Here is a 19,505-nt window from a genome sequence, read left to right on the forward strand (position 1 = left end):
GTAGGTTACGCGACGGTAGGTCCGCCGGGCGGTGCGAGCAGCGGAGCTATTTCGGGGCGCCGACGGGGGCTCCGGGGGGCGCGGCGTCCGGGTCGGCGGGGCGGTAGGCGTCGGAGTAGCGGACGTGCGCGGCCCTGATCTGCTCGGCCAGCCACCTGTTGAACGCGTCGACCTTGCGCTCGCGGAACAGCCAGGCCTGCAGTTGCGGCTTGATCTGGTCGAGGGCCAGCGGGACGGCCGGGGTCACCTCGAGCACCTGGCCGACGTTCCAGCCCTGCGGCGTGCGCACCGGGCCGAACACCGAGTTCGGCGCGGCGGTGAACGCGGCGTTCGCGTAGGCCGGTTCGAGCGGTTCGCGGGGCACGGTGCCCAGCTCGCCGCCCTTGTCCCTGGTGGTGTCGTCCAGGGAGACCTGCTTGGCCAGCGCGGCGAAGTCGGTGCCGCCGTCGAGCTGGCCTCGGGCCTGCTTGGCCTGCTCCTCGGTGCGGAACACCATGTTGCGCAGGTGGCGTTTCTCCGGGACGGCCATCTCGGCGCGGTGCTGCTCGTAGGCCTGCGCCAGCTCTTGGTCGGTCGGCGCCGGGACGTCCTTGGTGACCTGGTCGAAGAGCTGGTTGTTGGCCAGCTGCCGCTTGATTTCGTCGACGATCGCGCGTTCGGTGACGCCCACGGCGGCCATCTTGGCCATGAACGCGTCGCGGCCCTGCGGGAACTGCTTCTCCAGCCCGGCGGTCAGCTCGTCGTTGGCGGTCTTGTCGGCGATCACGATGTTGCGCGACTTCGCCACGTTCTCCAGCACCTGGCTGACCGCGACCGCCTTGGCGCTGTCGCGGCGGAAGGTGTCGAGGCCGGCGGGGTCGGCGGGCTGGCGGACGAAGTACATGGCCTTGAGCAGCGTCACCCGGTCGCCGAGCTGCTGTTCGGTGAGGGTGGTATCGCCGACCCGGAACACCGCGCCGGCGGGCAGCGCCTGGATCCGGTCCACGGTGACCGCCGTGCCGGAGCCGACGGCCAGCAGCGCGAGCAGCACCATGCCGGCCGTCCGGGCACGCCGGCCGCCGGGGACCAGCGGATGCCCGCGCACCCAGCTGACCAGGTCTCGAGGGGTCTTCACGCGTTCACCTCCACAGCGGCACCGGGCCGCGTCGAGCCCGCCGCGCCGGCCCGTGGGGGGCCGAGGCGGACGACTAGCTTGGCAGCCAGGTAGGACAGCACCACGGCCACCCCCAACACCAGACCGAACTCCCGCACCAGCTCCAGCCGGGAGCCGACCAGCGCCAGGTAGCCGAGCACCGACGTCAGGCAGGCGTAGCCGACGCTGCGCCGCAGCCAGGGCCGCCCGCGCCGGTGCGCCCAGCCGAGCAGCACCGCGAACTCACAGCCGGTCACGCTGACCAGCGAGCCGAGGCCGACGGTGAGCGGGCTCAACGACATGCCGAACACCCAGATCGCGGCCAGCCCCCAGCCGGTGGCCAGCAACGCCGCTCCCGCCGCCCGGGCCGCGTCCGCCCTACCCAGCCCAAAGGCCAGGACCAGCGCGGCCGCCGCTATCCCGGCCAGGTTGGACAGGTAACGCTCACCGAGCAGCAGCTCGTACCCGCGCACCGCCGCCACCGGAAGGCCCACGATGTCCACGGCGTAACCGGGCGGCGGGGGCGGCAGCGCGGCCCGCGCGTCGGCCAGCATCCGCCGCTGCTCGCCGAGGTCCTGCAGCTTCACCCCGTACACCAGCAGCGCGGCGTGCCGGTCCGGGTGGACGATCGACGAGCTGAGGTACGGCGGCATCAGGTTCATCGCGGCGTCGATCTGGTGGGGCGTGGGGTGCTCGCCGAGGAAGCCGAACAGGCTGGTCACTCCGACCACGGGCCGCAGCCGGTCGGCATAGCGCCTGGTCAGCTCCTCGTGCGCGGCGCGCGACCAGGCCAGTGCCTCCGGGCTGAGGGTGTCCTTGCCGGTCAGCTGCACGCTGATCTCGCCGGAGGCGCCGAGGGTGGACTCCACCGTGCGGGCGTCGGCCAGCGCGGGCAGCCCCCTGGCCAGCTCGACGGGGTTGGACGAGACCGAGATCCAGGGCAGCACCGACCAGCCCAGCACGGCCACCGCGACCAGCCCGCCGACCGCCCAGCGCCACCACACCCGCCGCGCGCCCTCCCGCCGGTCCGGGGCGGTCACCAGGGCGGTGCCGGTGTCGGCGGGTTCCACGGCGGGTTCCTCGGCGGCCGGGGGTTCCACGGCGGGCGCGGGCCACCAGCGGTTGAGCGCCAGCGCGGCGGCGACGGTGAGCGCGATGCCGGCGGCCAGGGCGAACCCGAGGTCGCGCACGAACGGCAGCGGCGAGAGCGCCAGCGCCAGGAACGCCGCCGCGCTGGCCGCCGACATCACCACCACCCGGCGCCGGTCCGCGAGCGTGGCCAGGTACAGCGGGAACGAGCTGCCCACCCCCAGCAGCAGCGGCAGCAGCACCACCGTGCCCAGCGACAGCGGGTACCCCAGCCAGCCGAACCCGGCCAGTGTCGCCGCGCTGCCCACCAGCGAGGCGGCCAGCGGGCGCAGCCGTTGCCAGTGTTCTCGCCTCACTCGCCGGCGGGGCTGGAAGAGCGCTCCGCTGTTGGTTGCCTTTCGACCGGTGCGGGTCGCGCTGTGTTCTCGCCTCGCGCTGTGCGAGCCGGGCGCGGGCACCAGCAGGTAGCGCAGCAGCACCGCCAGCGCCACCAACGCCCCGATCAGCGGGCCCTCGTGCGCGACCTCGCCGGCCAGCTCGGCGGTCACCGTCGGCACCCCGCTGATCGTGACCGAGCTGGTGGCCAGCCCACCGGCGGCCACGGTGGCCCTGATGCCGTCCACCAGCGCCCGGGTGCCGGCCTGGTCCAGGTCCTGGCGGGGCCGCACCAGGATGGCGACGGTGTCGACGTCCGGCACGATGAACCGCCACCGGGGCTTGGGCTGGCCGTCCGCCTCGAACATCAACGCCTCGGTGAACCGGGGGTTCTCCAGCGACGGGAGGCCCATCGGCAGGCCCTGGAGCAGCAGCCAGACGTAGCGCAGGTCCAGCTCGGTCACGGCCGCCGAGCCCGCCTGTTTCACCTGCTCCGGCGGCTTGCCCTCGGCGGTCGCGGCCTGCTCGGCCTGCATGCGCCGCACGTCACGCTGGCCGGCGACCTGGGCGAGCATGTTCTTCACCGTGCCGACCAGCTGGGTGAGCACGGTGGCCGGCCCGTACACGGCGACCGCGTCGGGCAGGTCGGCCAGCCGCCGCTCGGTGCGCAGCAGGGCCAGCGCCTGGGCGGGGTCGGTCACGAACTGGTGCGGCTGCGGGTAGCGCAGCAGCACGATGACCGGGTCGCCGCCGAACTCGCTGGCCTTGCGTTGCACGGCGGCCAGGCTCGGGTCGCCCGATGGCAGGAACGACTCCACCCCGGTATCCACCCGCACCCGGGCCAGCCCGCCGACCACCGCGGCGCCGAGCAGCACCGCGAGCAACGCCGCCCCGAGGCGTCTCATCCGCCGTCGCGCTCCACGTGCGGGTAGGCACCCGTGAACGGCTGGTGGTTGCCCATGGTGCCGGCCACCGGGTACGGGTTGGTCGGGTAGATCGAACCGGGCAGCTTCAGCGGCCCCGGGCGCAGCGGGGTGTTCCCGCCGAAGTTCGGCTTGAGGTAGGCGAAGCTGGCGCCGTCGTCGCCGTAGTGGTGCATGCCGCCGCCGAAGTTGACGAACGTGGTGGCGATCTCCCGGCCGTACGGCTTGAGGTAGCGCAGCGCGGGGTTCAGGTCGCGCAGTATGTCGATCGCGGGCGGGAACGTCTCCCTGGCCTCCTTGCCGAAGTGCGGGATCCGGTGCAGCGTCGGCGGCGCCGCGTCCAGGACCTCGCGCAGCGGCGGCAGCAGGCAGCGCAGGTCGCGGGTGGCCTCCGGGAGCTGGTCCAGCGCCGAGTTCAGGTCGGGGGCGGCGTCGCGCAGGTCGGCCGCGATGGGGGCCAGCGCCCCGGAGAGGTCCTCGATGTCGCCGCTGGCCTGATGCGCGCTGTCCAGCACCGGGGGGAGCTTGCGCATGGTCTCCTCCAGCGCCGGCCGCTGTCCGGCCGTGGCGGCGGTGAGCCGGTTCGCGCTGGACACCAGCTGGGAGATCTGGCCCTGGCCGGTGTCCAGCGCGTCGAAGATCTGCTCCATCTGGCGGGAGACCTGCTCGAGGTCGGCGGACTGCCTGGCCAGCGCGTCCAGCGCGGTGTCGCCGTTGCGTCCGATGTCGGACAGCCCGGCCATCACCCCGGACAGGTCCTTGGACCTCCCGTCGGTGGACTGGCTCAGCGAGCGCACCACGCCGCCCAGCGAGTCGCGGGTCGGCTTGTCCAGCCCGGCGAGCACGTCGCGCAGCTGCACCACCGGTTTGACCGCCGTGCGCGGCAGCACGGTGCCGCTGGGCAGCGCCGGGCCGGTGCCGTCGACCAGGCGCACCATCGGCTGGCCGGTCAGCGCCTTCTCGGAGATCTGCACGGTGGCGCCCTGGTGCACGGGCGTCGCCACCTCGTCGAGCGCCAGCTCCAGCCGGATGTCCTGCCCGACGCGAGTCACGGCCGCCACCTTGCCGACCGGCACGCCGGCCACCTGCACGTCCGAGAACGGCACGATGTTGGCGGCGGTGTCGGTGTCCATCGAGACGCGGTAGTCCCTGGTCTTGGTGAAGCCGGGGATGTAGCCGCCGGCCTGCGCGTACAGGTATCCGGTCAGGGTGGCGATGGCCAGCACGAACGCCACCAGCGTGAGCGTCCGGAACCCGGCTGCTGAGAGTCTCACCGGCACTCACCGCTCCCCTTCGCCGGGTACTGACCGATCGGGCTGGGCGCGTCCTGGTACTTGTTGGTGGTCTGCTCGCCGGGCCGCTGTGCGCCGAGCGGGCCGGTGAGGTGGATGGTCACGTGGCCCCGGCCGAAACCGCCGTTCTTGTCGCTGCCCGACCACATCGAGTTGGTGTTGTAGGTGAACGCGCCCAGGTCGTACATCCACGGCGCGACCTTGGCGGTGTACTCGTCCAGGCAGCCGGTGACCGGGGCCAGGTCGTCGAACGCCTCCCGCAGGTCGCGGGTGATCGGCCGCAGGTCCTTGACGATCTCCTTCGCCTTGGACACCACCGACTCGGCGGCGTGCACCGTGTCGCGCAGCGGGTCGACCATGTCGGTCACCGAGGACAGCGCCCCCGGCAGCTCGTCGGAGGCCGCCTGGAGGTTGTCCAGCGCGGGGTTGAGCTCGTGGGTCAGCTCGGAGGTCTTGTCCAGGGCGGTGCGCAGCTCGTCGGTGGTGCCGGGCAGCTCGCGCAGCGCGGCGCTCAGCTCGGCGTCGCGTTGCGCGAGCGTGCGCAGGGTGGCCTGGGTGGAGTCGACGAGGCTGGTCAACCGCGCGTCGTTGTGCCCGAGCGCGCTGGAGATGTCGGCCAGCGCGGTGATCAGCTTCTGGATGTTGTCGTGGCGGACCTTCAGCCGTTCCACCACCGGGCGCAGGGTTTTCAGTGACTTGTCGGCCGCTTTCAGGTCCGGGCCGAGCGTCTGGGGGGCGTTGGCCAGCGCGTTGTCCGACTCGGCGAGCAGGCTGGTCAGCGCGACGCGGGAGCGGTCGTCCAGCTTGTCCAGCACCTCGTCGGGCTGGACCGGGCGGGAGGTCTGGGCCAGCGGGATGACGCCGCCCTCGGGCAGCTCCTTGGCGGGCGGGGCGCCGGGGTTGAGCGTGATGTACATCTGGTTGAGCGGGTTCACCGGGCGCAGCACCACGTGGGCGTTGTCGTAGATCGGGTGCCCCGGCTCGATCCGCAGCGTGACCAGCGAGGTGTGGTGGTCGGTGGGCTCGCTGGCGGTGATCAGCCCGACCGGGACGCCGGCGATCCGCACCTCCTGGGAGTTGCCGGGGCTCACCGAGACCGCGTCCGCCAGCTCGACCTTGAACTCGAAGCGCTGCGCCCACGGCGGGGTGAAGCTGGCGTAGGTGAGCAGGTAGCCGGCGGCGGCCAGGCCGAGCGCCACCAGCACGGCCAGCGCGGTGACGTCGCGGCCCAGGCCGGGCACGGTCCGCAGCCGCTGCCAGCGTTCGCGCAGGCTCCGGCGCGGGCTCATCGGTCGGTCCCCTTCTTCGGCTTGCCCAACAGCGGTCCGAGCAGCGAGCGGTCCTTCTCCGGTGCGGGCTCGTCGGGTTTCGGGGTCGCGGCGGGGTTGGACGGGTCGAGTACGGGCGGTCGCAGGCCCGGGTCGGGTGGCTCCAGCGCCTGCAGGCCGGGCGGGATCTGCGTGGGCGGGCGCTGGTGCGGCGGTCCCCACATGGTGGACAGCAGGTTCTGCAGGTCGCGCGCGCCGGGGCCGGTGCCCATCACGCCGTTGGCGCCGGTGCCGATCTCGAACCCGAGCATGTGCGAGGTGGAGTTCATGTACGAGGTGGCGTTGGACGCGTTGGCCAGCAGGTAGGCGAACTGCTCGTAGAACTTGGAGCCGTCGCCGCCGTTCGGGTACTTCGGTGCCTGGCCGCGCCACTCGGAGTTCAGCTCGTGCAGGATCGGGCCGTTGATCCGGTCCAGCACCGGGCCGTGCAGGTCTTCGAGCACCTCGGTGCCACGGTCGATGGCCGGCACCAGCTCGTGCAGCAGCGGCTTGACCTCCTCCAGCAGCGGGCGCAGGTCGCACAGCAGCGGACGCAACTCGGCGAGCGCCGGGTCCAGCTTCTTCAGCAGCGGGTCCAGCTCCTGGATGGAGGGACGCACGTCGTGCGCGGTGGCGGTCAGCTTGTCCAGCGTGACGCTCAGGTCGTCGGCGCCCCGGCGGGTGGCCTCCATGGTGTCCGGCAGCTCGGCGATGGTGCGCGCGATCGGCCCGGAGTTGGTGCCGAGCACCCGGGAGGTGTCGGCCAGCGAGTCGACCACCGAGCGCAGCTGGTCGGGCTTGGCGGACAGCACGCGGGCGGTGGCGTCCAGGTCCTTGACCAGCCTGGCGAGGTCGGAGTCCGGGTTCTGGCCGCGCAGCGCGTCGGCCACCACGCCGGCCGGTTCGAGGCCGGACGGGGCGTTGGCCAGGAACCGCTGGAGGTCACCGCCGGCGCCGGTGCGCAGGGTGGTGTCCAGGCGTTCGGTCATGCCGGCCATGCCCGCGCGGGCGTCGGCCGGCAGCGCGGACAGCACCTTGTCCAGCTCCACGGGCAGCCGGGTGCGGGCGGCCGGGATGGTGTACGCGGTGAACTCGCCGCGCGCGCCGCCGGAGGTCAGCTCGACGTAGTAGACGCCGCCCAGGATCGTGGTCGGGCGCACCGTCGCGGTCGGCTCCTTGCCGAGCAGCGCGCGGGTGCCGTTGTCCACCTTGAGCGTGACGACGATGTTCTTGTCCCGCTGCTCTACGTCTTGGACTACTCCAATTTTTGAGCCCGACATCTTCACGACGGTGTCGTCCGGTTGGAGCTTGTAGTTGCGGGCCAGCTCGACGGCGATGGTCTCGCCCGGGCGCAGCACGGTGACCAGGTGGTTCTTGAAGACGAGCAGCGTCGCGAGGATCCCGGCGGCGGCCAGGATGACCAGCCCGGCGAGCACCGGGCGGCGGTTGAGGTAGCGAACCATGCGCGCCTACCTCCCCGGGACCAGTGCGCCGTTGGGGTCCCGCTGCCGGTACGGCTGGCCGGGCACCGGGTACGGGTTGGCGGTGTCCTTCACCGGCAGCTCCTGCAGCGAGGTGAGGCTCGGCATCGCCATCATGATCCGGAACCGGTGCTCCCAGCCGTCGTGGCTGGACGAGAGCGTCCCGATGTCGGTGAAGAAGGTGCCAATGTCCTGCGCGAACGGGGCGATCACCCGCATCGGCGGGGCCGCGGAGGCCAGCCCGTCGCCCAGCCGGGGCACGAACGGGCGGGCGTCGGAGAGGGTGTGCGTGAGGTCGTCCGCCGCCGGTTTGACGTCGTCGGCCACGCCGGGCACCTTGGCCAGCGGGTCCGGCGCTTCGCGGAACACCCCGCGCAGGTCGGGGGTGGCCCGGCCCAGCGAGCCGGCGCCGGAGCGCAGCCGGCCGGTGGCGGTGGCCACGTCGGCCAGCGGCTGGTTGGCGGCGTCCAGGGCGCCTCGGGCCGCGCGCAGCGTGGGGGGCAGCTTGTTCAGCGTGGCGGCCAGTGGCGCGGAGTCGTCCACGCCCAGGGCGCGCAGCGTCTCGTCGGTCTGGTGCAGCAGCTCGGTCCACTGCTGCTCGCGGCCGGCGAACCGGGTGGCCAGCCGGTCGGTGGTGCGCAGCAGTTTGGGCAGGTCGGTGCGGTCGTTCGTCAGGGTGGTGCTGATCGCTCCCAGGTTGTCCAGGTCGGCGGGGGCGGTGGAGACAAACTCGTGCAGGCCGGGCCCGTACCCGGCGAGGCCGGTGCCGAGTTGGCGCAGCGCGTTGCCCAGCGCGCGGCGGGTCGCCGGGTCGAACACGTCGAGCACCTGGACCAGGTCGTGGGTGGACTCGGTCTGGGCGACCGGCAGCACCGCGTCCCCGAGCGGCCCGCTGGCCGGGGTGCCCGGGCGCAGCTCGACGAACTTCTGGGCCAGCGTGGACTGGTCATAGATGCCCGCGTAGCCGTCCCGGTTCATCGGGACGCCGCCGTAGAGCTCCATGCTCACCACCGGGTCGCCGTTCACCAGGTCGATCGCCGAGACGGTGCCGACCTTCACGCCGTTCTGCCTCACCTCGGAGCCGACCTGGAGCTGGCCGATGTCGGTGAACGCGGCTTTGGCCACCGGCGGGCGCTGCCAGGGCAGCTTGGCCTGGTTGGCGTTGAACGCGATGTAGAACGCGAACAGGACGGCGACCAGCGCCACCAGGCCGATCAGGAACCTTCGTGCCGCGTGTCTGGAAGGCGCCATGGCTAGTTCCCTCCCTGACGGCCCGTGCCCGGTTTGGCTGCACCCGGTTTGCCCGTGCCCGGGCCGAGGAGCTGGTCGAACAGGTTGCTCTCCTGTTCTTGGGACAGGCCGGTCGCGCTGTTCGGGTCGCCCTTGGGTTCCGCGGACCCGCCCGCGTCCGGGGCGTCCGGGTTCGGACCGCCGGGCAGGAACGGCAACCTCGGTGTGCCGGGCCGGCCGGACTGGCCGCTGGGGTCCTTGGGCACCGGGTTGAACGGCGGCGCCGGGGTGAGGGCCGGCAGCCCGCCGGCCACGGTGTTCAGGTTGGAGGACGGCGACATCACCAGCACCGCCCGGAAGTAGTGCGACAGGCCGTCGTAGCCGCTGGTGGCCATCGCCCAGTCCGCGACCCCGGTCATCAGGTTCTCCAGCTGGCTGGCCTGGCCGGGGCGGTGCTTGAGCACCTGGTGGCCGAGGTCGTGCACCGAGCCGCTGACGCTGCGCAGGTCGGCGGCCACGGACCGCAGGTCACGCACCACCGGGCGGGCCTCGTCCAGCAGGACGTCCAGCCGGTGCAGCGCGTCGGGCAGCGACTCCAGCGCCGGGTTGGCCGCGTCGGCGAAGTCGTGCAGCTCGCGGCTGACGTCGACCAGGTCGTCGGTCACCGGGCGGATGTCCCTGAGCATCCCGGCGCCGTTGTCGGCGGCGTCGCCCAGGTGGCCGAGCGTGCGCCGGGCGCTGGCCAGCGTGGACGGCAGCTCGGCCAGGGTGGCGTCGGTGGCCTGCCGGTTGGCCGCGACCGCGCCCAGGGTCCGGTTCGCGCCGTCGACCAGCGAGTCCAGCGGCTGGGCGAACGCCGTGGCGTTGCGCTGGCTGGACACCACGAGGTGGTCGAGCACCTGGTTCTGGCGGTCCAGCAGCCGGGACAGCTCGTCCACCTGGCGCAGCGTCGGCTCCAGCCCGCGCAGTGCCTGGGCCACCTTGTCGCCCTGGCCGCCGTTCGGGCCGCCGAGACCCTCGCCGAGCGTGGTGACCATCGCGGCCAGCGCCGTGGAGGTCGGGTCGTCCAGGGTGTTCAACAGCTGATCCAGGTCCACGGCCGCGCTGGTGTGCTCGACGGCGATGACCGTCGGCTCGGGCAGCACCGGCGCGGCCGGCGTGCCCTGCTTGAGCGCGACGAACCGCTCGCCGAGCAGGCTCACCGGCTCGATCCGCGCGCTGGCGTCGGCGTGCAGCGGGTACACCGAGCGGTCCACCGTCATCTCCACCCGCGCCTGACCGTTGACCAGGCGGATCGCGGTGATCTTGCCGACCTCGGCGCCGTTCATCTGCACCTTGTTGCCGGCCACCAGCGGGCTGGAGTCGGCGAACACGGCGGTCAGCGTGGTCGTCCGGTGACCGCCGGCCAAGGTGACCACCGCGATCGCCCCGACCAGGGCGGCGACCAGCACCAGCGCCACGCCGGTGACCCGGCGCCGGCGGCGTGCGGTGAGCTCGGGCGCGGTCACCGGTGACCGCCCCCGTTCGCGTCCTTCCAGGGCTGGCCGACCAGCTCACCGGGCAGGATCTGGGTCTGCACCCTGGCGCCGGGCGGGAGCACGCCGGGGTTGTTGTCCACCGACATGAGCCCGGGCGTGACGATCAGGGTGGAGATGTAGTTGCCGTTCGAGTCGTAGCCGGACGACATGTTCCCCCAGTTGGCGGCGAAGCCGGCGATCTCGGGCGTGTACGGGCGCAGGAAGGCCACCGCCGGCGCCGAGCGCTCCAGCGCGGTCCGCAGCTGGGGCAGCGTGTCGGTGGCCACGTCCAGGAACTCCGGCGTCGTGCCGAGCAGCCTGGCCAGGTCCTCCAGGATCGGCTTGAGCAGCTTCAGGCTGGGCCGCAGGTCGCAGAGCACCGCGTTCAGGTTCCTGGCCACGCTGGGCAGCCGGTGCGCGGCCGGGGCCAGGTCCTCCAGCAGCGGGATCGTCGCGTCGGCGGCCGGGGGCACCTTGTCCAGCGCCTTCTTCGCCGAGTCCAGGGTGTCCGGCAGCGCGGCCAGGCCCTCGCTCAGCTCGCGCTGGTGCACCGCGGCCGCGCCGGTCATCCGGTTCAGGTCGAGCACGGTGGAGGACACCTGTCCCTTGCGCGCGGCGACCACCTCGGTGACCTTGTGCAGGTTGGCCAGCAGCGTCTTGATCGCCTCGCCGTCCGAGCCGATCCCGTTGAGCACCGCGCCGAGCGCCTGCACCGTCGGGCCGGAGGCCTGCAGCGTCTTGTTGAAGTCGGGCTGGCTGCCGTCCAGCGTCGTGTCGAGCTGCTTGAGCATCGAGCTGAGGTGCGCGCGGGTGGGCGCGTCGAGGGCCTCCAGCAGGTCCTCCACCACCACGTGCTCGGAGCCGGTGTCGATCATCGCCCGGTCCGGCAGCACGGCGTTGCCCGGCGGCCCCGGCTGCAGCTGCAGGTAGCGCTCGCCGAGCAGCGAGCGCCACTCCACGGTGGCGGTGGTGCCGGCGCGCAGCGGTTCGGGCAGCTTGTCCACCTCGAAGCTCACCACCGCCCTGTTGCCGCGCGCGGTGACCTCGGTGACCTTGCCGACGGCGAACCCGCGCAGCTGCACGGGGGTGCCGTCCTGGATCCCGATCGCGTTGACCAGCACGATCGTCAGCCGCTGGCCGGCGCCGAGCTGGCTCACCGCGTAGCCGCCGACGATGGCGGCCAGCACCAGCACCGCGACCATCGCCGGCACGAGCCGTCGGGTCGTCGGGGACGGGCGGGGGCGGGAGTTCATGGGAGTTCCTCCGGGGAGCGGAGAGGACGGTGGGGGCCGGCTAGTTCGCGATGGGGTTGTTGCCGAAACCGCCCCAGAACGCCTGCTCGATAGCGAGGCCGAGCACACTGACCAACACCATGTTCACCACCATCGACTTCGCGGTGTTCTGGCCGACCCCGACCGGCCCGCCGGACGCGGTGAAACCGTAGTAGCAGCCCACCAGAATGACGACGACGCCGAGCACGATGGACAGCAACATCGAGAACAACAGGTCCAGCGGGCTGGTGAACGACCACAGCACGGTCAGGAATCCGCCCTCGGACACCCCGTGCAGCACGTGCACGACCATGGCCCAGGAACCGAAGTAGAAAAGCCAGATCCCGATCGCGTACAGGAACGGCATCGCGATCAGCGCGGCGAGCAGCCGGGTCGCCACGAGATACGCCTTGGGCTCCACGCCCATCACCTCGAGCGCGTCGATCTCCTCGGAGATCCGCGCCGAGCCCAGCTCCGCGACCAGGCCACACCCCACCTTGGCGGCCAGGATCCAGCCGGACATCTCCGGGCCGGACAACCGCAGCCCGCCCAGCGCGGTGAACACGCTCATGTATCCGCCGGCGCCGAACTGACGCATGATGTAGTACCCCTGGACGGCGAAAACCCCGCCGACCAGGAGCTGCATGAAACAGATGATGAACCCGCTGGACAGGATCAGGATTCCGGCCTGCCGGAATATCTCGCTGGAGAACTTCCAGGTGCGCGGCACGGCGGCGAATACCTGGGCGGAGAACCTGATCATATCGACCATGTTCGCCAGCTTCACCGAAAGGCCTCGCCGAACGGCCTCCACAGATCTCACGGCGGAACTCGACCCGCTACCAGGCGGATTATTCATGAGTCCGGCCAGCGACGGCGGACCGGAGGACCGCCCGAGCGCCGGACCCGCGCCAGACCGACGCGACCCACGAGACCAACGCACCGGCGCGCGACCGCCGAAGGCGGTCTCGATGAATAATCCGACCTCTGAGAGGGAATTTAGTCAACGTGAGCCATCCTCATCGAATCGTCTGGAGTTCGGGGAAGAGCCCGAGCATGGTCAGGTTGAACAGCCCGTCAATAATGAAAACCATCACGAACGACATCACCACGGCGCGGTTCACCGCGCGGCCGACCCCGGCCGAGCCGCCAGAGGCGTTCAGGCCCATGTACGAGCACACCAGCCCGATGGCGTAGCCGATCAGCGTGCTCTTGACCAGTGCGGCCACGATCTCGGTGACCGTCAGGTTGGAGTAGACGGAGCCCAGGTAGTCGTTCGCCGGCACGTGCGCATAGCCCACCGAGCTGACCAGCGCGCACACCACGCCGATCATCACCGACACGATCATCAGCAGCGGCGTCAGGATCGTGATGGACACCATCCTGGGCACCACCAGCTCGCGCACCGGGTCGGTGCCCAGCACCTCCAGCGCGTCCAGCTCCTCGCGGATCTTCCTTGATCCGAGCTCCGAGCAGATCGTCGCGCCGACCACGCCGGCGACGACCATCGAGTTGATCCACGGGGTGAACTCGCGGATGTTGACGATGAAGAAGTACTGGCCGTAGCGGTTGCCGGCGCCGACCTGCACGCTGAAGTTCTCCGCCACGATGCCGGTCATGAGGCCGAACGTGAACACCGCCGAGACGATCGGGAACCAGGAGACCTTGAGCACGCCGTACATCTCGTCGCGGGCCGCGCGCCAGTAGCCGACCGGGTGCAGCACCGCCGAGGCCAGCACCCGGCCGCCGAGCTGGGCCAGCCCGCCGGCCAGCTCCAGCGGGGCGAACACCGGCGTCGGGACGAACCCCGCCCACCGGCTCTGGGTACGCGGCAGGTACCCGGCCGGACGGACCGCCGAGGCGCCGCCCGTACCCGACGGTGCGTCACCACGTTCTGACATGTGGCTTCCCTTTCTCGCTGGCCGGGCAACGCCGCGCTGACCAGCCAGGACCGGGAGTCCTTCCCGGCGTACCCCTCGGTGAGTCGCGAGAGGCTCACGGGTGGGCGGCGGCCCCGAACGCTCCATTCAGGGCGACCATGTGATCCACCTAACCAAGCAACGATGGGCAGACGGTCGGGTTACGGAGAGCACCTGTGGGTTCCCAGGTCTTCTCAGCCGTTCGTTCGTGAGGGGAAATGCCTGGTCAGTGGGGGTGTGAGCGGGCGTGCGGGGCGGGTGTCGAGGTATCGGCCCTGGTGGCCACGATTGGGTAACTTCGCGACATCGACCGGGTGTCGGCGGGGTTACCGTTCGCGATCGGGGCCGGGCTCAGCTCGGGGTGAGGAGTGCCTCGCGGCGCGGGATGCATGAGGTGCACGCGGTGAAGCCCTCCTCGCGGGCCTCGTCGAGGCTGATCTCCTCGGCCGGCTTGCCCGCGAGCAGCCGGCAGCCGTCCACGTGGAACCGCCGGCGACCGGGCACGACCTGCACGATCATGTCCGGGGATCCGGGGTCGTCGTCCGTCGTGGCCGTGGGGGTGTTCGTCGCGGTGTTCGTCTCGGTGTTCGTCGCGGCGGCCGGCTCTGTGTTCGTCTCCGCGACCGGCTCGGGTTTCGGTTCGCCGGTCTGTTCGGCGTCGGGCTTGGCGGCTCGGGCCGCGTCCGGTTCGGCGGACCGCTCGGGCTCCGGCTCGGTGGCCGGGTCCGGGGTGGCTGGTTCCGGGGTGGCCGGTTCCGGGGTGGCCGGTTCAGGGGTGGCCGGTTTCGGGGCGGGCGGGACCTCGAGCGTTGCGTCCTCGTCGGGCTCCTCGGCGCCGATGCGCCGGCCGGCGTACAGCAGGTACGCGAGCATCAGCGCGCCGATCACGCTGGCCGCGAGCGCGCACCAGACCAGGACCATCTTGCCGGCCAGCAGCCCGGCCGCCAGGCACGCCGCGACCGCGACAATCAGCACCAGCATCAGCACGAGAACCTCCTCGGGGGAGCGGCGAGCGAGGAGCCGGTCGGCGGTGAACCTACTCGCCCGCCCGACCGTCCTGTCCCGCGCACCTCTCGGACACGCTGCATGCATCACCGGCGGCCCGCGTGGACGGACGGATTGTTTGCGTGCAAACTTTCGTACTGAGCGGGACATCGGCTCGGGGTCTGCTCGGGATCAGTGGGAGGTCGGGGGAATGGGTGGACGCGCGACGCTGCTCGACGTCGCGGTCGCGGCCGGCGTGTCGAGGTCGACGGCGTCCAGGGTGCTCGCCGGGACCGACCGCAACGTCGACCCGGGCCTGGCGAAGCGAGTGCTGGCGGCCAGCGAACGGCTCGGCTACCGGGCCAACCCGGTGGCCAGGGCGCTGCGCCGGCAGTCGACCGGCAACTTCGGCATCCTGGTCCCGTCCATCCGCAACCCCTACTTCGTGCACCTGGTCGACGCGTTCACGCAGGTGGCGAACGGCGCCGGGGTCGGGGTCGTGCTCGCCGACTCGGCCGACGACCCGGACGTCGAGGCACAGCGGCTCGAGGCGTTCCACGAGTCGTTCGTGGACGGCCTGGCCGTGGTGCCCACCTCCACCGCCCGCAGCGGCGCGGCCATCCACCGCGCCGAGGAACGCTCCCAGGTCATCCAGGTCGACAGGTGGGCGACGGGCGCCAGCTCCGGGTTCGTCGGGGTGGACAACGACGCCGGCATCGACACGGTGTTGACCCACCTGCGCGAGTCCGGGCGAGAGCGGACCGTGTACGTCGGCGCCGAGCAGGAGTCCTCGGCCGGGGCGGAGCGGCTCGCGGCGTTCCGGGCCAGGGCGCGGGCCGGCGACGAGGAGATCCTGCTGCCGCACTTCTCCACCTCGGCCGGCCGGGAGGCGGCGCACCAACTGCTGCGCAGGGACACGCTGCCGGACGCGGCGCTGTGCGCGGCCGACGTGCTGGCCGTCGGCCTGCTCAGCACGCTGCAGAAGGAAGGCGTCAAGGTGCCCGCCGACATCGCCGTGACCGGCTTCGACGGCACCGACCTGCTCGAGCTGGTGGACCCCCCGATCACCGCGCTGCGCCACCCGCTGCACGCGATCGCCGGGCGCGCCCTCGACATGCTCCTAGGCACCGAGCCCCCCGGCCTGGTCCGCCTCGACCCCGAACTGGTCGTCCGCGCCTCCACCTGACCGCTCCTCCCCCGGCCGGCACACACCGTTACGTCGCCGCACACATGTTGGGACCTGTGTGGGGCGACGAAGGTGCGTGTGCCGGCGGGAGGGGGAACGGTGGTCAGGGGCGGGCGGCGAAGAGCTGCGCGACCGCGCCGCCGGTGTCGTTGGCGACCAGGTCGACCCGGCCCAGTCCCGGCCAGCGAGAAGTCCTGGTCCCGATACCGTGTCGCGTAAAGAGACCGACCGTCGGTCTAAAACAGAAAGACCGGGTGCGGGCCGCCGTCCGAGACCAAGGCGCGCACCGCCAAAGCTAGACCGACCGTCGGTCTAGAACCTGCTAGACCGACGGTCGGTCTGTCAAGGAGAACGGCGGCAACCGACCATGAACAAGAACGCCGAGCGCGGCGTCGCCACCCGTGAGCGGGTGCTCGCGCACGCCACCCGCCTGTTCGCCTCGCGCGGCTATGACGGCACGTCGATCGGCGCCGTGCTGCGCGAGTCGAACCTGAGCAAGGGCTCGCTGTACCACCACTTCGAAGGCAAGGAGGCCCTGTTCCGGGCGGTATTCGAGGAGATGCAGGAGCAGGTCGGCAAGGAGATCCAACGAGCGGCCGAGCGGGAGTCGACCCCGGTCGCGGCGTTGCGCGCGGGCTGCCTGGCCTGGATCAGGCTGGCCGACGACCCGGCCGTGCGCCAGGTCATGCTGCTCGACGCCCCCTCGGTGCTGGGCTGGCATCGCTGGCGCACCCTCGACGACGACTACACCCTCGGCTCGGTCAAGGCCGCGCTCGCCCGCGCCTCCCGCGCCGGCCGCCTGGAACCGCGCCAGGTCACCATGTTCGCGCACATCATCGTGGCCGCCGTGAACGAGGTCGCGCTGGTGATCGCCCGCGCGCACAACAAGGACGCCGCGATCGCCGACGGCGAGACCGCGATCGCCGAGGTCCTGCGCCGCCTACTCGGCGACTGAACCGCGAACGGCCTCCGCCCCCGCTCGCGCCCGTGCCCCCGCCCGCGCCCGGAAACGAAGATCATCAGGCCACCACGGTTGTTATAGCACGCTCAGAACAACCGTAACGGCCTGATGATCTCCCCAAGCACCGGGCGCGCACGAGCTACCCGAGGCGGTACCGGGCGCCGGGGTGGTCGGCGGCCAGCAGCGGGCCGGGGGCGGCGCCGAGGTTCTCCCGCAGCGTGCCGGCCGGGTAGGAGTCGCGGGCCCGGCCACGGCGGCGCAATTCGGGCACCACGTGCTCGACGAAGTCCACGAACGTCCCCGGGGTCACGGCGTAGGCCAGGTTGAACCCGTCCACGTCCGCCTCCGACACCCAGCGCTCCAGCTCGTCGGCCACGGTGACGCCGGATCCGACCACCACCGGCCCCCGGCCGCCCACCGCGATGAACCGGGCCAGCTCCCCGACCGTCCAGGCCCGGTCCGGGTCGGCGGTGGTGAACGAGGCCAGCGCGGAGCGGTTGGCGTCGGTCTCCACGTACTCCAACCGCTGCTCGGACGGGGCGCCGGCCAGGTCCACCCCGGTCCAGCCGCCGAACAGCGCCATCGCGCCCTCCTCGGACGCGTGCTCCAGGTACGACTCGAACTTGGCCCGAGCAAGAGCGTCCGACTCGCCCGTCACCGGGGTGAGCATGGCGAACACCTTGACCGAGCGTGGATCCCTGCCGGCCTCGCGCGCGGCGGTGCGGACCGCGTCCACCGAGCGGCGGACCACGCCGGGGTTGGGGCCGTTGACGAACACCGCCTCGGCGTGCGTCCCGGCGAACCGGGTCCCGCGCGGCGACGCCCCCGCCTGGAAGAGCACGGGCGTGCGCTGCGGCGACGGCTCGCACAGGAACGGCCCCGGCACCTCGAAGTAGCGGCCCTTGTGCTCGATGTCGTGCACCTTGGCCGGGTCGGTGAACACCCCGCGCGCGGCGTCGCGGACCACCGCGTCCGACTCCCAGGAGCCCTCCCAGAGCTTGTAGCAGACCTCGAGGTACTCCTCGGCCATCTCGTAGCGCTCGTCGTGCGGGATCTGCTGTCCCCGCCCCAGGTTGCGCGCGGCGCTGTCCAGATAGGACGTGACGATGTTCCAGCCGATGCGGCCCTTGGTCAGGTGGTCGAGCGTGCTCATCCGGCGGGCCAGCGCGTACGGCTGCTCGTAGGCCAGCGACACCGTCACCCCGAAGCCCAGCCGGGACGTCACCGCCGCCATCGCCGGCACCGCCATGATCGGGTCGTTCACCGGCACCTGCGCGGCCGCCCGCACCGCCGCGTCGCGGGAGCCTCCGTACACGTCGTACACCCCGAGCACGTCGGCCAGGAACAACGCGTCGAACCCGCCGCGCTCCAGCAGCTTCGCGAGGTCCGTCCAATAGTCCAGGTCACGGTAGCGATGGCCCTGGTCGTCCGGGTGCGTCCACAACCCGGTGGACTGGTGGCCCACGCAGGCCATGTCGAACGCGTTGAGCAGGATCCGCTCGCTCATGCGGCCACCTTCGAGTCGACCCGGCGTCCCAGGCTCGACCGCAGCGTCTCCGGCGCCAGCCACGCCGAGGCGATAGTCAGCACCGACAGCCCCACGAAGTACGCCCAGATCAGCCACGGCGTCCCGCCCCCGGCGAGCAGCAGCGCGGCGGCGATCAGCGGCGCGGTGCCGCCGGCCAGCACGGAGCCGAACTGGTAGCCGATGGACGCGCCGCTGTAGCGCACCCCGGTCGGGAACAGCTCGCTGAACCAGGCCGCCTGCGGGCCGTACATCGCGTCGTGGAAGACGTTCACGGTGACCACCATCGCGAGCACGATCAACGCTGTCGAGCCGGTGTCCAGCATCAGGAAGAACACCCCGAGGAACACGGCCGCCCCGACGGCACCGCCCAGGTACACCGGCCGGCGCCCCACCCGGTCCGAGAGCACCGCCCACAGCGGCGTGCTGACCAGCCCGATCGCCGAGGCGATGATCACCGCCGTGAGCCCGGCGCCGGGGTCGGCCGCCTTGCCCTGGGACAGGTACGTCAGCGCGAACGTGGTGCACAACACGTACAGCGCGTTCTGCGACATCCGCATCCCGGTGGTCACCCACAGCCCGCGCCGCTGTGTGGTGACCACCTCGAGGAGCGGCCGGCGGGCGACCTCCGAACGCTCCCGCGCCTGCCGGTACAGCGGCGCGTCCTCCAGGCTGAGCCGGATCACCAGCCCGATCGCCACCAGCACCAGGCTGAGCAGGAACGGCACCCGCCAGCCCCAGGCCAGGAACGCCTCGCGCCCCAACCCGGCCTGCACCAGCGTGAACACCCCGGACGCCAGCAGCATCCCGGCCGGCGAGCCGATCTGCGGGAAGCTGCCGAACAGCCCTCGGCGCCGCCGGTGCCGCAGCGACTCCGCGTGCTCCACGGACATCAGCACGGCGCCGCCCCACTCCGCGCCCACCGCCAGCCCCTGCAGCAGCCGCATCAGCATCAGCAGCGCCGGCGCCACCAGCCCGACCGAGGAGTACGTCGGCAGCACCCCGATCGCGGCGGTGGCCAGCCCCATCACCAGCAGCGAGGCGACCAGCATGGTGCGCCGGCCCACCCGGTCGCCCAGGTGCCCGGACACCAGCGCGCCCACCGGCCTGGCGCCGAACCCCGCCGCGTACGTGGCGAAGCTCGCCAGCACGCCGGCCTTGGGGTCGACGTTGGAGAAGAACAGCGGGCCGAACACCAGCGCGGACGCGGTGGCGTACAGATAGAAGTCGTACCACTCGATCGTGGTACCGACCAGGCTGGCGATGGCCGCCCGCCCCGGCCGGGCTCCGTTGGTAGTCACATAACCCTCCGG

15 protein-coding genes are annotated in these 19,505 nt (G+C 72.0%); 2 read left to right on the plus strand and 13 right to left on the minus strand.

From position 1 onward, the window contains the following. Positions 1-46: 46 nt before the first annotated feature. The 11 genes from N912_RS56320 to N912_RS0133830 form a co-directional block, all read right to left on the minus strand. Positions 47-1,114: a peptidyl-prolyl cis-trans isomerase gene (locus N912_RS56320; RefSeq protein ID WP_084211453.1), complete on the minus strand. Its 1,068-nt coding sequence runs from the start codon at positions 1,112-1,114 to the stop codon at positions 47-49. Beyond that, a complete protein-coding gene (locus tag N912_RS0133785) occupies positions 1,111-3,501 on the minus strand; it encodes an RND transporter family protein (protein WP_028925895.1) in 2,391 nt (796 codons plus the stop codon). Before N912_RS0133785 ends, N912_RS56320 begins: the two co-directional genes overlap by 4 nt. Then, a complete protein-coding gene (locus N912_RS0133790; RefSeq protein ID WP_028925896.1) occupies positions 3,498-4,793 on the minus strand; it encodes an MlaD family protein in 1,296 nt (431 codons plus the stop codon). Before N912_RS0133790 ends, N912_RS0133785 begins: the two co-directional genes overlap by 4 nt. Next, positions 4,790-6,100, minus strand: a complete 1,311-nt coding sequence (locus N912_RS56325) for an MCE family protein (RefSeq protein ID WP_064745472.1) — start codon at positions 6,098-6,100, stop codon at positions 4,790-4,792. The genes N912_RS0133790 and N912_RS56325 overlap by 4 nt, the downstream gene beginning before the upstream one ends. Further along, complete coding sequence (locus tag N912_RS56330) at positions 6,097-7,581, minus strand: MlaD family protein (protein WP_051581181.1); 1,485 nt, start codon at positions 7,579-7,581, stop codon at positions 6,097-6,099. Before N912_RS56330 ends, N912_RS56325 begins: the two co-directional genes overlap by 4 nt. Positions 7,582-7,587: 6 nt before the next feature. Then, entirely contained in the window at positions 7,588-8,850 is a 1,263-nt protein-coding gene (locus tag N912_RS0133805) for an MlaD family protein (RefSeq protein WP_028925897.1), read from the minus strand. Positions 8,851-8,852: 2 nt separating this feature from the next. Further along, entirely contained in the window at positions 8,853-10,337 is a 1,485-nt protein-coding gene (locus N912_RS56335; protein WP_051581182.1) for an MlaD family protein, read from the minus strand. Continuing rightward, the gene (locus N912_RS0133815; RefSeq protein WP_084211454.1) at positions 10,334-11,599 is read right to left on the minus strand and encodes an MlaD family protein; all 1,266 of its coding nucleotides are present in this window, start codon (positions 11,597-11,599) and stop codon (positions 10,334-10,336) included. Before N912_RS0133815 ends, N912_RS56335 begins: the two co-directional genes overlap by 4 nt. A gap of 40 nt (positions 11,600-11,639) precedes the next feature. Next, complete coding sequence (locus N912_RS56340; RefSeq protein WP_245645620.1) at positions 11,640-12,380, minus strand: ABC transporter permease; 741 nt, start codon at positions 12,378-12,380, stop codon at positions 11,640-11,642. 256 nt (positions 12,381-12,636) lie between these two features. Beyond that, on the minus strand, positions 12,637-13,518 hold the full coding sequence (locus N912_RS0133825; RefSeq protein WP_028925899.1) for an MlaE family ABC transporter permease: 882 nt from the start codon (positions 13,516-13,518) through the stop codon (positions 12,637-12,639). Between the two features lie 369 nt (positions 13,519-13,887). Next, positions 13,888-14,523, minus strand: a complete 636-nt coding sequence (locus N912_RS0133830; protein ID WP_028925900.1) for a hypothetical protein — start codon at positions 14,521-14,523, stop codon at positions 13,888-13,890. A gap of 208 nt (positions 14,524-14,731) precedes the next feature. On the opposite strand from N912_RS0133830, the gene N912_RS0133835 reads away from it, so the two are divergent. Both N912_RS0133835 and N912_RS0133840 read left to right on the plus strand, forming a co-directional pair. After that, positions 14,732-15,706 (plus strand): LacI family DNA-binding transcriptional regulator, encoded by a 975-nt coding sequence (locus N912_RS0133835; RefSeq protein ID WP_028925901.1) that lies wholly within the window; start codon positions 14,732-14,734, stop codon positions 15,704-15,706. A gap of 367 nt (positions 15,707-16,073) precedes the next feature. Further along, positions 16,074-16,661 (plus strand): TetR/AcrR family transcriptional regulator, encoded by a 588-nt coding sequence (locus N912_RS0133840; protein ID WP_028925902.1) that lies wholly within the window; start codon positions 16,074-16,076, stop codon positions 16,659-16,661. 145 nt (positions 16,662-16,806) lie between these two features. Here the strand turns inward: N912_RS0133840 and N912_RS0133845 are convergent, their stop codons facing one another. Beyond that, positions 16,807-18,174 carry an LLM class flavin-dependent oxidoreductase gene (locus N912_RS0133845; RefSeq protein ID WP_028925903.1) on the minus strand — a complete coding sequence of 456 codons (1,368 nt, stop codon included), beginning with the start codon at positions 18,172-18,174 and terminating at the stop codon, positions 16,807-16,809. Then, positions 18,171-19,493, minus strand: coding sequence for an MFS transporter (locus N912_RS0133850; RefSeq protein WP_028925904.1), 1,323 nt, complete (start codon positions 19,491-19,493; stop codon positions 18,171-18,173). Before N912_RS0133850 ends, N912_RS0133845 begins: the two co-directional genes overlap by 4 nt. Positions 19,494-19,505 lie beyond the last annotated feature (12 nt).

It is taken from the genome of Actinospineispora acaciae DSM 45401 (genome assembly GCF_000620785.1).
Lineage (GTDB): Bacteria > Actinomycetota > Actinomycetes > Mycobacteriales > Pseudonocardiaceae > Pseudonocardia > Pseudonocardia acaciae.

Excerpts from the sequence above, each read along its gene's own strand:
- N912_RS0133785 (WP_028925895.1), bottom strand. The coding sequence starts at position 3,501 with ATGAGACGCCTCGGGGCGGCGTTGCTCGCGGTGCTGCTCGGCGCCGCG.
- N912_RS56325 (WP_064745472.1), bottom strand. The coding sequence starts at position 6,100 with ATGAGCCCGCGCCGGAGCCTGCGCGAACGCTGGCAGCGGCTGCGGACC.
- N912_RS56330 (WP_051581181.1), bottom strand. The coding sequence starts at position 7,581 with ATGGTTCGCTACCTCAACCGCCGCCCGGTGCTCGCCGGGCTGGTCATC.
- N912_RS0133805 (WP_028925897.1), bottom strand. The coding sequence starts at position 8,850 with ATGGCGCCTTCCAGACACGCGGCACGAAGGTTCCTGATCGGCCTGGTG.
- N912_RS0133815 (WP_084211454.1), bottom strand. The coding sequence starts at position 11,599 with ATGAACTCCCGCCCCCGCCCGTCCCCGACGACCCGACGGCTCGTGCCG.
- N912_RS56340 (WP_245645620.1), bottom strand. The coding sequence starts at position 12,380 with ATGATCAGGTTCTCCGCCCAGGTATTCGCCGCCGTGCCGCGCACCTGG.
- N912_RS0133825 (WP_028925899.1), bottom strand. The coding sequence starts at position 13,518 with ATGTCAGAACGTGGTGACGCACCGTCGGGTACGGGCGGCGCCTCGGCG.
- N912_RS0133835 (WP_028925901.1), top strand. The coding sequence starts at position 14,732 with ATGGGTGGACGCGCGACGCTGCTCGACGTCGCGGTCGCGGCCGGCGTG.
- N912_RS0133840 (WP_028925902.1), top strand. The coding sequence starts at position 16,074 with ATGAACAAGAACGCCGAGCGCGGCGTCGCCACCCGTGAGCGGGTGCTC.
- N912_RS0133845 (WP_028925903.1), bottom strand. The coding sequence starts at position 18,174 with ATGAGCGAGCGGATCCTGCTCAACGCGTTCGACATGGCCTGCGTGGGC.